The sequence below is a fragment of the Ideonella sp. sgz306126 genome, from assembly GCF_056032705.1.
The window spans coordinates 796,658-809,214 of the sequence record NZ_JBVYWP010000002.1 but is presented as its reverse complement, the minus strand read 5'-3'; the positions used below and the strand labels follow the sequence as shown (position 1 = coordinate 809,214).

Below are 12,557 nucleotides of genomic sequence, written 5' to 3'. Positions count from 1 at the left end.
GCCGCCCCGCCGGGGGAGGGTGAGTCGGGATCGGCGCCCGTGCGGCGCTGGACTACGCTCGACACCACCCCCTTGGAGCCTGTTCCCATGAACTCCACCTCCCGCGCCGCAGCATCCCCATCGCAAGGCGACCGCGTTCTTGCCGACACGCACGAGGTGCTGAACGTGTCGCGTGAATTGGCCGACTACAACCTCTACACGCAGGACGCCGCGCTGCAGCAGGCGGTGCGTCGCGAAGGCGCCGGCTGGGCCGACGCCGAATTGGCCCGCTTCGGCGAGCACATCGGACGGGCCGACTATCTCGAACTGGGAGCGCTGGCCAACCGATACCCGCCTGAGCTGGACACCCATGACCGCTTCGGCAACCGGGTCGACCTGGTGCGCTTTCACCCGGCCTACCACGCCCTGATGAAGACGTCGATCGACCACGGCCTGCACGCCTCACCCTGGACCGATCCGCGACCCGGCGCGCACGTGGCCCGTGCGGCGCACTGCTACCTGCACAGCCAGGTCGAGGCCGGCCATGGTTGCCCGATCACGATGACGTTCGCGGCCATGCCGACGCTGCGCACCACCCCGGCCCTGGCCGCGCTCTGGGAGCCGAAGATCACGGCCCGTACCTATGACCCGCGCAACCTGCCCGACGCGGCGAAGCAGGGGCTCACCATCGGCATGGCGATGACCGAGAAGCAGGGCGGCTCGGACGTGCGGGCCAACACCACCCGCGCCGTGCCGCTCGGCGCCGAAGGGCCGGGCGAAGCCTATGAACTGGTCGGCCACAAGTACTTCGTCTCGGCGCCGATGTGCGACGCCTTCCTGGTGCTGGCGCAGACGGCGCCGGGTTTGTCGTGCTTCCTGCTGCCGCGCTGGCGGCCGGACGGCACCAAGAACCCGCTGCAGTTGCTGCGGCTCAAGCGCAAGATGGGCAATGTCTCGAACGCGTCCAGCGAGACCGAATTGCGCGGCGCGCTGGCCTGGATGGTGGGCGAACCCGGCCACGGCGTGCGCACCATCATCGAGATGGTGGCGATGACGCGCTTCGACTGCATGATCGGCTCGTCCGCCGGCCAGCGCGCGGCCGTGTCACAGGCCCTGCACCACTGCGCGATCCGTTCCGCCTTCGGCCAGGTGCTGAACCGCCAGCCGCTGATGCAGAACGTGCTGGCCGATCTGGCGCTGGAGAGCGAAGCGGCGCTGACGCTGGCGATGCGCGTCGCCCGCGCCCTGGACCACCGCGACGACGCGCACGAAGACCTGCTGGCGCGCCTGGCCACGCCGGTCGGCAAGTACTGGATCTGCAAGCGCACCCCGCAGCACGCCTACGAGGCGATGGAATGCATCGGCGGCAGCGGCGTGATGGAGGACGGCCCGTTCCCGCGGCTGTTTCGCGAGTCGCCGGTGAACGCGATCTGGGAAGGCAGCGGCAACGTGCAGTGCCTGGACGTGCTGCGCGCGCTGCGCAAGACACCCGCGGTGGCCGACGCCTTCTTCGACGAAGTGGCCCGGGCCCGGGGCGGCAGCCGGCCGCTGGATCGCTGGACCGAGGCCTTGAAAAGGGATCTGGCGGATCCCGCGGCGATCGAGTACCGCGCGCGGGACCTGGTCGACCGGATGGCGCTGGCGCTGCAGGCGGCCCTGCTGCTGCAGCACGCGCCGGCCATCGTCGCCGACGCCTTTTGCCGCTCGCGCCTGGCGACCGAAGGGCAGCGCCATTACGGCACGCTGCCGACCGGCGTCGATTGCGCGGCCCTCATCGAACGGGCGACCCCGCGCTGCTGACCCGCGCCGGACTCAGGACGCGCAGGCCTTGCCGTGGTCGGGCCGATCGCCTGCCGCCTTGGCGGCCGACTCGGTCATGTACGCACCCTGCTTGGTCTTGCCATAGTACTTGGTGCCGGGGCAGTGGTAGATCTTGGTCGAGGTGTTGACCCAGACCTGGCCCGCGCCGCCGCCGGCCACGGGCGCGGCGGCCGGCGCCACGGCCTTGGGTGCCGGCGCCGCCGGGGTCGGCGCTGCAGCCGGAGCCGGCGTCGCGGCGGCCGCGGCGGCAAACCAGGTCTTCACTCCCTTGTGGCCCCGGCAGGCGCCTTTCTTCGCGGCGTCGGTGCTGTAGGTGCCGTCCTTGCACAGCCCGGTCGAACCGGCAGGGGCAGCGGCAGGGGTCTGAGCGGTGGCCAGGGCCGACGCGAACAGGCCGGCAACGAGCACGAGGGACAGAGACGAACGTTTCATCGGGAACTCCATACGGAAGTGGGACCATCGGCGCCCGCGCGCCACAGGACGGAGCCGGGCCTGGCGATCATGGCACGCCGTGCCAGGCACACCGTGTGCGATGGCGAAGCGCGCCGCCACGAATGCCGCCGGCCGTTGGGTGTCCGCCACGCGCCGTGCGCCGCGCTCAAGCGGCCTGGGGCACGTGGCCGGACTCGATCAGGCGTTGCATGACATCCACCTCCACCGGCGGGGAGTAGAAATAGCCCTGGGCCTTATGCAGGCCTTCTCCGGTCATCCCCGGCTAGGCAGCCAGCACGCAGCGCGACAACCTGAAGGAATTGAACAACCTTCGCTCGGCATTTGGCGCCATGCTGATCGTGGCCATCAAGCCGCACTGCGTACGTGGCTACCTAGACAGGCGATCCTCTCAGCGGCCCAGCCTACCGCGAGCTGGCAACCTCGTCTAGGTCTGTGGCGAGACGCGGCGGCGGCGCATCGGCTTGTGCAAGGACACCAAACAAAAAAGCCCGCTGGTGCGGGCTTTCTGTTGAGAGGGCGGGGCCTCAGTGGGTGCGCTTCAGGAAATCTGCGGCACGGTCAGACACCACAAATTGAACGATGCCCTTCACTGTGTCCGAGCAGCCCTTGAACGTGATGTGTTCGAGTACGGAGGGGCCCTGTGCCTCGACAAGCACACCGACCAACTCGTCAACGAACGACTGAGTAGCCTCGACCCCAGTGAAGTCGATGGCGACTCGCGCTCCTCTTCCGATGGCAGACTCAATCTGCTCCCGGATGGGAAGGGCGCTTTGGCGCATCCCCATCATCCGCGTCGGAGACTCTTGCATGAGGTTGATCAGCTGGGTAGACATGGCTGGTACTCGCTGAAGTGTGCTTACGTCCAAAGAATACCATCAGATAGCACAATCTTGCGATGGTGGGGATTCCCGGATTAGGGGTCGAAATTCACGCTGATCTTTGGTGCGTCATCGATTGGTGGCAGCAGTTGCGGGATGTTCACTGCGGGCAAAAGAGCCCTACGGCACTTCATCAGGATCGCCACACCACCCCAGTGGGCCCCCGCCCCGAGAAGAAATGCCCTGACGTAGTTCTCAGCTATCGCAGCGGCATTGCCCGAAACGATAACCAACCCACCTCTCGTAGCTTTGGCGATCCGATAGGTGGTGGTTAGGCCCACCCCACGGTTGGAAGTGCCCCCGGGCAGCCCCCTGTCAGGGTTGCAACTCACAAAGGGCTCCAATGCAGTCGGGATGGCGGCCAAGTGCGTCTTCGTCTGGAGCTTCGGTGAGTCCTTCAGAGTGGCAAGGAACCCGCAACCATTGTCAACTACGGCAAGTTGCACCTCCCCTCGCCCTTGGTAGAACTGGGCGGCAACCCATACGGCAGCATCTGACCGGCCTTCCCTCTTGGCGTGACTCAGCGCGTTGAGTAGAAGCTCGGACAGTGCGTAGCGAATTGGATGTCGGAAGGTCTCAAACCGATTCTGGCCAGTAGCCTCGTCTATAGCCCCATTCGGATCCTCAAACGTGAGCTTCCCTGCAACCGCAGTCGATAGCCGAGCTGCGGCGTCGTCGACCTCGCGCTCATGGGACACCCTGGTGAGCTCAACCAATGAGTCGCTGAGGTCATTGCGATTGAGGCACGTCGACTCCACGCCTTGAATGCCACACCTCTTGAGGACCTCCATCCGGTCAAGATAGCTACCGACGTCAGTCGAAAGCCATTCCAGCCGGATCCCTCGGGTTGCAGCCATTGGCTCCAGCAGTGCCCCAAGAACCGCAATACCCAAGGGGTCGAAAAACTCGGTTTCCGAACCGTCCAGTGTCACGGCGTGGGGCGCCTGTCGAACCTTCTCGCACACACTGAATACGCCATCAAGGTTCCGGGCCCCAAAGATCTTAGGAAGCCTGATAGTGAGAGGTTCGGTGACATTTGTCGCGAGCATTGGGAACAATGTACTTCACCCACCGGGACTAACAGCTAGACAAAGGGCCAATCGCCGGTGTCCCGTTCGCTGCTGCAATGCCCGAAGGCGTGGGGATCTAGCCTGCTGGGCCGAATCGGGTTCACGATTTCCCCAAATCGCTCCGCTACCGCGCGCAATGGTGCTGAGTTAAGACCTCGGGCCAGAACGCGAGCAGCGCAAGGGTGTGTGGGGTCTAGCCGTCCCCCTCTGAATCGGTCCAGGGGCCCCCTGCCGAAATTCGCAGCGGCCCGGCCCCTGCCAGGCGCGTCGGCGCTGCCGCATGAGTGGTGGGCAGCTGCTGATCAGGTGCAAATCACGGGGCTGCGGGCGGCACAGCGCAGGTATGAGATCCAGAAACAACAAAGCCCAACTTTGCGGGTTGGGCTAAGTTGTTGATTTTATTGGTGGCCTGGGGCGGAATCGAACCACCGACACGCGGATTTTCAATCGAAATCCGCGTGCGCGCTGTTACAGATTCCAGACGCAACAATCAACAAAATCAAGCACTTAGTCCGCATCAAACCGCAGTTAAACGCAGCCGTCCGCACTCGAATCCTGATGCGATTGCCAGAACAGCGCCAGAACTTCTTATACGCTCCGGCACCCGGCGCTCACACCTGTAGGAAGTGTAGCAACAGCTCCTCAACGATGTGGTGGGGTCATGCTGCCGGTGGCGCTCGGGTGGCGTTCCAGCCCGCTTCGCAGTGGCCCCATGTGCAAGCTCTCTAACGCCGAGCTGTCGTGGGCTGAGGACATTGGTTGCTAGCTGACTCCGGCATCTCTTGGGTGCCGGCTTCTTGTACCTCAAAAATACAACTTAAGGTACAATTCGACATGCCCCGCGCTGCCGCCGACCGCCCTCTGTATGTGCCCTTCGAGGGGCCGGTCAGCACCCTGTACGCCGAGCTGGTGGAGCGTGCTCGAACCGAGCGCCACCTGCTGCCCGGCACGCCCGGGTCCTTGGCGTTGCGCGAACGACCGGGGTTCGGCTCGTACTGGTACCGGCGCCACTACGACGCGCCCGGCACGCCGCAAGTCGAGGACTTCGTCTGCAGGGAAAACGACGTCGAGACGTACGAGGCGATGCGCCGGCGCATCGAAGCGGCCGAATGGAGCCAGGAGCAGGTGCGCAACCTTCGCCAGCTTGGCATGCAGGTCGCCGACAAGGACGCCGCGCGCGTCTTGGTCGAGCTGCACAACCGCGAGCTGTTCACCGCCGGCCTCGTGATGGTCGGAACGCTCGCCTTCATGTCCTGGCTCAACGAGTTCGGGGTGAAGGCGCTCGCCTCCCGTACCCAGGACATCGACCTGGCCAGGCGACAGAAGCTCAAGCTGGCGGCGCCCACCCCGTTCCTGGAGGCCGTGGCCGCCACCAGGCTGGGCTTCTTCGCCATCCCGGGCATCTCCGCGGCCGCGCCGTCGACCTCGGTCAAGCGGGCCGGCAAAGAAGGCCTGCGCGTCGACATCCTCACCTGCGGGGCTGAGCTGGGAACGGTAGTTCCAGTGCCTGAGCTGGACTGGCACGCGCAGGCCATCCCGCACTTCGACTACCTGCTGGCATCACCGCGCCGTGCGGCAACGCTGGCCGGCGGACACTGCGTGCCGGTCAACGCGCCGGCGCCCGAGCGCCTGGCCTGGCACAAGCTGTACTCGAGCACCCGCCGCGCCAATGACACGGCCAAGGCGGAGAAGGACCTGCGGCAGGCCGCCACACTACTGGCCGTGCTGGTGGAACGCGACAACCTGGGGCTTGCGGCCACTGCAGCGGCGGCGCCGAAGGAGGTGCTCGACGCCGCTCGTCAGCGCCTGCCGTCCCTTCGCAGCCTGCTGGCGCCACACCCTGAAGCGATGGACGAGGTGGAGCAGGCGTTGGCCGCCAAGCGGCAACGCTGAGCGAACCCTGGCCTGAAGACGACCCCGGCGATTGCCGCGGTCGGTGAACGAGCCGTGTGGCCTCCTCAGGTCCTCATCTCACCTCAGCTCGAACCGTTGACGCGAGCGGACGCCTGCGTTTCTAGTTGCGCTCCAGGATTCCAGCCGGCGGTCCCCGGCACCCCGGCTTTCGCACCCCTGGGGGCAACCGGCGGGGCGCGGCTGGCGTCGAGGATGCTGGTCGTCGACCCCGAAAGGGGGCCACGAAGATTCTGCGCACAATGTCACGATTCCCGCTCGCCGACCTGGGATTACCCCGGCCAGTCGACCATTCGGAGGTCGAGAGTGCAATGTAGGTCTGCGCGCGGGAAATTCCTGCCCACTCGCAGCTAGACATGTTCAAGGACGACCAACGTGACCGAAGCCACCCACTTTGTAACGCACCAGCGCATGCTCTGGGGTGTGCTGGGAGCGTTGGCGCGGCACGGCTATGTCGCGCCCCCCGACGAAGGCCAGGACCTCATCCACGACTTCTACGTCGACGCTTGGTCGGGATTGCTTGAGCGCTACGACGTAAGGAAGAGTCCGTTCAAGACGTATGTCTGCTCGGCTTTCTACAAGTTCGCCAGGCGGCGCATCGTCGCACTTCAAGGGTGGAGGCACCGCTTGGTGGACTTGGACGTCGCTGCGCACGTTCCTGCCGTCGAACAGGCACCGGAAGGGTTGGCGGAGCATCGGCAACTTGTGGAGATGCTGCAGCGGGCGATGAACGCGCTGCCCTCGCTTGAACGCCAAGCGCTGACGGCATTTGTAAGCGCAGACGAGCCGGGTGAGCGTCACCTCGCCCAGCAATTGTCAGTGACGCGCTATGCCGCTCGCGAAGCGCTAAGCAACGCGATGGCCCGTTTGGCCGTGAGCTTCGGGAAATTGCCAGCGGCTTCCAATCTGGAAGCGCGCGTAGCGGTCTGCTTGTGGCAGGAGAACCGTTCTCGACGGAGCACTGCCGAGCATCTTCGGGTAAGCCTCGAAGAAGTGGACGCAGCGAAAACGAAATTCGTTGAGCATTTGATGAGCGTCTTGCGCACGCGCAGTAGGTCCGCACTTGAAGGGAGTACCGTCATGAATGAATACCTTGCCATCCTTCTGCAGGCCTTGCTTGCGATAGGCGACCAGGAGCAGCTCGCACGCGTTCGAGCCAACGCCACCCAAATCATCGAAGCCCTCAAGCAATCGAACGAGGACCTTCCGTTTCCGGGGGCGCAAGAGCCGACGGCGGAAATGGAGAACTGGGTCGCAGAGGTGTACGCCGCTTTGGCCGGAGCGGATGGAGCCGAGGAGGCATCGAGCCCGCTTGGGCAAGCGATGGCGGAGTTGCGAACGCGTGAGGCCGAGCAAATTGGTGTGGCTTTTGCCAGACTTGTTCGAGACTCGCCTCACCTGAGCGCTTGGGACCACTACTTCGGCGAGCGCCGTCGAACGCCAGCCAACGTGGTGGACTTTCTCTCCCAGGATGATTCCGTCAGAGCGGCTGACGAGGTTGGGACGACACTGGCCAGGCTCGGCTTGACACCCATGATGTTCTTTGGAGCGACGAGGGCGTTTCAGACGCTCTTTGACAAGGCGCGTCGCACGCCTACGCTGCTCGCACGTTGGGAAACGCTGCGCGACGCGCCTTCGGGACTAGCGCTTGAACTGGCAGACGCAAGGTGCGTCCCAATTCCACAGCTGGCGCTAGACGTGCAGGTCGCCGGGACCAAGCATCTGGAAAGCGAGGACGCCCCTGCGATGGTGCGGTGGGTGCATGACGCCGCCTTGCAGCGCCCGTACCTCGTGGGAGGCTATCAGCTGGACTCCAAGCGCGCATGCTTTGTCAAGGACGCGCGTATATGGAACCCTGAGCCGGCCGCCCTGATGGCACGTTGGTCCGCCCCTGAACCGCACTGAGGCCCGTAGCTCACACCCGGAATGTGATGTTGTCTCTCGCGTGGGACGACTTCACAAACCCGCCGATTTCAGTCCGCTCATAGACTTGAGCGTGCCAATGGGTGGCGCCGGCCCGGTCATCGTAGACGCGGTGGACAAGCAACGAGTTCGGGGGGAGCCTCTTGGTCGGTATCGCCTGCAGCCCGAACACTCGGTACCAGTTCTTCGGTATGCCATCGAGGATGGTCGCACTGCCGGCGCGGAGTTCCGTTCGCAGACTTCCTCCGAGGCCGGCGTGAAAATGGTCCAAACAGGGCTCGTGCGAATGTCCCGTAAGTATGGCCTGAACGTCATGTCGTTCGAGATATCTCCCGAGCTCTGACTTGGAGCCGCTACGCATCCACAAGAACGCTCCAGCTTGAAGCCACGAATGGTGTACTAGCATCATTCTTATTTCCTGCGGGTCGGATGGGCCAAAGCGCGCCGCAGGGTCTGTGAGCTGGCTTTCAAACTTCCCCAGGGCCATCTGACGGTCGAACGATGCCGGTGGGACATCCCCATCGCTGTCGATGCCTACAAACCGGATGCGACGTCCGTTCGCCAAGGGAATGCTCGGGTGAATGTGCGGCACTCGATGTGCAAACCCACCGTAGTTTGTCGGCCCGGCATTCCAAGCGACGTACTGCCCTGCCCAATGGTCATGGTTGCCTGGAATGATGAGGTCTATCTGGGCTAGCGACAAACCGGCAGTTCGCAGTCCAGGTGTCGATGGGCTGAGGTCCAACGAGCGCTCGAGAAAGTCACTTGCGTTCGTGAAATTGACGACAGCGCCGTTGCGCGTCACGTCGCCGGTGACAATCAGACGGAATTCCTCGCCGCTGTCCTTCAGACCAATACAGAAAGTCTCGAGCGCCTCAAGCGCTACGGCATGATGGCCAAGAAGCCCATCAAACGGGAACGGATATGGTAGGGCGTAGGCGCGCGCGGCAACGGCACTAACTGGCGCATCTCCCTTGTTGGGGTCTACCTCGCCGATGTGCAAGTCTGAGACGTGGACGAACGTCGCGAGCCGCGTCCAGTCACCCGGTACGCCATTGGGCATCTTGGCCTCCCCTTCGAAGGCACATGCCGCACGCGTTGCGCCTTTCAGGAGCAACTCTACGCTCATCGTCCGAAAACCTCCACTGAGCCACCGAGCGTCAAACCCCAGTGTCATCAATCCAAATGAAGTGGACGACGAAGACTCGGCCCCTCAAGGACTGCCCGTCACCCTTCGAGATGCAGCAATTCGACAGCCATTCGGAGGTAACAGCGCGCGCGTTCTAGCGGATGAGTCTCTGCCTGTCTTCCGCGGTCTCCAGGTGCAGTCGAATGCTCAGTAGCAGTGGTCGTCGACATCGTCGACGACCGGCCAATGCTTGTTGATGATGGGGTCCAGCCAGTCCGCCGCGTTGCGTATCCAATGGACCTGCTCCGCGCCCTGTGCGTCTGTGAACTCGCCGCTTGACTCCATCGCCAGGGCCAGCGAACGCAGGCGTGCCGCACGTTCGAGCCGCGACGCAGCCTCTTCGAAGTGCTTCAAGCGCTCCAGTTGCTCCCGCTTCGCATCGACCTTTCGGGCATGTGCGCTGCGGCGCTCTTCATTGCGCCTGCGTTCCTCTGCACGAACCTCCTGCAGCAGTCTTTCCTTCAGCGCATGCTCCCGCAGCCTCGCGGGCACATCCGCGATGCGGTCGGCCAGGGGTGCGTCTGAGCCGTCCTGCACCACGAACTCCACGCGGCGATACCCAGGACTGCGGACTTCAAGACGAAGCTCGATGGTCGGGTGAAAGGTCCAACGGTCAGGCCGGTAGTGATACCCGTTCGGGTTCGCCTTGGTTTCGGCCTTCTCCCGTGCGGTCAACTCCCGCTCCTCGCGGCGGCCGGATTCGAAGATGCGCATCGTGAATGCGACGCCGCTGACCACGAAGGTTGCGGGCTCGCGCGCAGACTCATCGGACGTGAAGGTCAGTCCCGCCGCCTGACAATGGCGAATGATGCGGTCCATCGTCAGCAGAGCGCGCTCCTGATTCTGAGGCGCGACGCTCACCTCGAAGTGGCCCATGCCGCCAATGGCGGGCCAGTCGCGCGTGTCGACGTGGCTCTTCTTCAGCCTTGCAGCCATTCTTTTGATGATGGGCAGGCAATCGGCGAGGGCCGTGCGCATCTTTGGCAAAGGCGGCATCGGGGGTTGTGGGGTTGCTTTGGCTGCCTCAAGCCGTCGGGACACCTCCTCGGCCTCGACATTCACCCATTTCGTCAGCTGGTACGTCGTCTCGCCATCAAACTCAGGCAGCGGCGGCGCCGGCACAACCTTACCAAGCTCGACCTTGGTCCAGTGGCCTGACGGCGGCAGCGGTACGGCGAGTGTTTGTGCAGCTCGCTTCACATCCGCGGCGGCGACGCCGTACAGCTGCGCCAGTTGGGTGAGCGGCTGTGCCCAAACCTGTTCGTGAAGCCTTGCTCGCTCAAAGTCGATGGTTCTCGTGCTCATGTCGGCGCTCGCTCTTGACCGACAAACGGTAGCGCGAACGTGTGGCATGACGGGGTCGGCCGCTGGGCGCAGGGGGTCCAGGGCGCTGACGCTCTCGCGGCCAGCCTAAGGCCGCGTCGGCTGCGCGCCCTTCCAGCCGCGGCGCACTGGGCGCCCATGAAGCCGGTCCCTTGCTGACCTTATGCGACGGCCAAACTTCCCCAGACTGCGCGTCACACCGAGAATCGTTCATTCTCCATTTTGGTTTTCTGGTAGAGTATCCCTAGTAGAGAACCATCATGCAGCTCCTCGGCCTCATCGTCGTCCAGAACCTCACCTCGGCGCACCCGGTGTGCCGAGGCCCGGTTGCTGCCTGGATGATGGAGGTCAAGGAAGCATCCTGGAACGGCATGCAGCAGGTGCAAGAGCACTACCGTTCCGCGCAAATCACCCCGGACGGCAAGCGCGTGATGTTCGACGTGCACCTCGGCGTGTACCTGCTGGCCACGAAAGTGAACTACGACAGGGGCATCGTCCTCGTCGAGGACGCGTGGGTCGATGGCCAGCCCGCAAGGGCTGCGACCCGCACGTCGAAGAAGTAGACCCACCAAAGGCAACTCCATGACATCACAAGTGCGCATCATCAAGAGCGACGCAGAATACCGAGCAGCACTCGCGCGTCTCGCTGCCCTGATGGACGTCGACTTCAAGAAGGGGTCGGAGCAGGAGAACGAGTTCGAGCTGCTCCGCCTGGTCGTCGGCGCCTACGAGTCCAAGCACGCCAAACCGACGCCGGTGCAGCCCATCGAAGCCATCACCTTCCGGCTGGCGCAGCGGGGGCTCACCAAGAAGGACTTGGTGCCCTACATCGGGTCGCCATCTCGCGTTTCCGACGTCCTGGCCGGGCGACGGCAACTCACGGTGGCGATGATGCGGCGCTTACACAAGGGTCTGGGCATACCGGCGGCCTCGTTGATAGGCGACGGCGACCTGGACGACGACGGGGGGGATGATTTGCCGGACTACGACTACACGAAGTTCCCGCTCGTGGAGATGGCCGAGCGCGGCTGCTTTCCCGGGGCGCAGTACGGCCTGGCAAAGCTGCGAGAGAACGCCGAAGAGCTCGTGGCGCCGCTGCTTCGCTCGGTCTGCGGCGCATCGTCATCGCGTGCGCTTCTGCGGGCGCCGCTGCACCAGAGCGGGTCTCGCACAATGGACGAATACGCGCTGCTCATCTGGCGGGCATTGGTGGTCAGCAAGGCCCGGAAGTCGCCACCACGCGCGTCGTACAAGGTCGGCAGCATCACCAGCGCGTGGCTGCGCGACCTGGCCAAGCTTTCTTCCTTCGACGGCGGTCCGCGGCTGGCCAAGGAGTACCTCAGCAAGCACGGCATCTGCCTCGTGTTTGAGAAACACTTCAAGAAGACCTACCTCGATGGCGCCGCGATGCTGGACGGTGAACAGCCCATCGTGGCGCTGACGCTGCGGCATGGCCGCTTGGACAACTACTGGTTCGCGCTTCTGCACGAGCTTCTGCACGTCGCCCGGCACCTGAAGGCAGGGCACCTGTTCATCGCCGACAACCTCGAAGACAACACCCGCAAGGGGCAGACCGAGGAAGACGAAGCGGACGACGGCGCTCAGGAGGCGTTGATTCCGGCCAAGCTGTGGGCGAAGGCCAAGGTCAGGACCACCTACGCGCTCGATGACGCGCTGGAGCTGGCGCGCGACGCCGGCATTCACCCCGCCATCGTGGCCGGTCGCCTGCGTTGGGAGACCGGCAATTGGCGGCTGCTCTCCGGAGTGGTCAGCGACGCGGGGTCGGTGCGTCAGTACTTCGAGGAAGAACTGGCATGAAGCTCAAGAACACCTGGCACGTCTGTGCGGTGCGGTGTCGGCATTCACACGAAAGGAGTTCTATGCCCCAGAAGTAGGAAGCGGCCGAATACCCGGGGGCACTCGACCGCTGAGGATTCGCTGCCTGGACAGTTCATCCTTGCTTGGTAGGCGGGAGCGATTGTCTGCAGCGACCTCTGCGATGTCAAGGCA

Annotated in this window: 10 protein-coding genes; 5 read left to right on the top strand and 5 right to left on the bottom strand. The window is 64.2% G+C overall.

What is annotated here, in order from left to right; all coding sequences use genetic code 11:
- The first annotated feature begins 87 nt into the window (after positions 1-87).
- Positions 88-1,779, top strand: coding sequence for an isovaleryl-CoA dehydrogenase (locus AC0N04_RS08215; RefSeq protein WP_474280377.1), 1,692 nt, complete (start codon positions 88-90; stop codon positions 1,777-1,779).
- A 12-nt stretch (positions 1,780-1,791) separates the two neighbouring features.
- On the opposite strand, the gene AC0N04_RS08210 is transcribed toward AC0N04_RS08215, so the two are convergent.
- The 3 genes from AC0N04_RS08210 to AC0N04_RS08200 form a co-directional block, all read right to left on the bottom strand.
- Positions 1,792-2,232, bottom strand: a complete 441-nt coding sequence (locus AC0N04_RS08210) for a DUF3761 domain-containing protein (RefSeq protein ID WP_474280375.1) — start codon at positions 2,230-2,232, stop codon at positions 1,792-1,794.
- A gap of 545 nt (positions 2,233-2,777) precedes the next feature.
- Positions 2,778-3,086: an STAS-like domain-containing protein gene (locus AC0N04_RS08205; protein ID WP_474280373.1), complete on the bottom strand. Its 309-nt coding sequence runs from the start codon at positions 3,084-3,086 to the stop codon at positions 2,778-2,780.
- An 80-nt stretch (positions 3,087-3,166) separates the two neighbouring features.
- On the bottom strand, positions 3,167-4,180 hold the full coding sequence (locus AC0N04_RS08200; RefSeq protein ID WP_474280371.1) for an ATP-binding protein: 1,014 nt from the start codon (positions 4,178-4,180) through the stop codon (positions 3,167-3,169).
- 855 nt (positions 4,181-5,035) lie between these two features.
- Here AC0N04_RS08200 and AC0N04_RS08195 point away from each other — a divergent pair.
- Positions 5,036-6,094 carry a GSU2403 family nucleotidyltransferase fold protein gene (locus AC0N04_RS08195; protein ID WP_474280369.1) on the top strand — a complete coding sequence of 353 codons (1,059 nt, stop codon included), beginning with the start codon at positions 5,036-5,038 and terminating at the stop codon, positions 6,092-6,094.
- A 393-nt stretch (positions 6,095-6,487) separates the two neighbouring features.
- Positions 6,488-8,017, top strand: a complete 1,530-nt coding sequence (locus AC0N04_RS08190; RefSeq protein WP_474280367.1) for a sigma-70 family RNA polymerase sigma factor — start codon at positions 6,488-6,490, stop codon at positions 8,015-8,017.
- Between the two features lie 10 nt (positions 8,018-8,027).
- On the opposite strand, the gene AC0N04_RS08185 is transcribed toward AC0N04_RS08190, so the two are convergent.
- Entirely contained in the window at positions 8,028-9,164 is a 1,137-nt protein-coding gene (locus AC0N04_RS08185) for a metallophosphoesterase family protein (RefSeq protein WP_474280365.1), read from the bottom strand.
- Positions 9,165-9,371: 207 nt separating this feature from the next.
- Positions 9,372-10,529 (bottom strand): hypothetical protein, encoded by a 1,158-nt coding sequence (locus tag AC0N04_RS08180; RefSeq protein WP_474280363.1) that lies wholly within the window; start codon positions 10,527-10,529, stop codon positions 9,372-9,374.
- A gap of 278 nt (positions 10,530-10,807) precedes the next feature.
- Here AC0N04_RS08180 and AC0N04_RS08175 point away from each other — a divergent pair, with 278 nt between their 5' ends.
- Together AC0N04_RS08175 and AC0N04_RS08170 are read left to right on the top strand one after the other, a co-directional pair.
- The gene (locus AC0N04_RS08175) at positions 10,808-11,110 is read left to right on the top strand and encodes a type II toxin-antitoxin system HigB family toxin (RefSeq protein WP_474280361.1); all 303 of its coding nucleotides are present in this window, start codon (positions 10,808-10,810) and stop codon (positions 11,108-11,110) included.
- Positions 11,111-11,129: 19 nt separating this feature from the next.
- Entirely contained in the window at positions 11,130-12,365 is a 1,236-nt protein-coding gene (locus AC0N04_RS08170; RefSeq protein WP_474280359.1) for an ImmA/IrrE family metallo-endopeptidase, read from the top strand.
- Positions 12,366-12,557 lie beyond the last annotated feature (192 nt).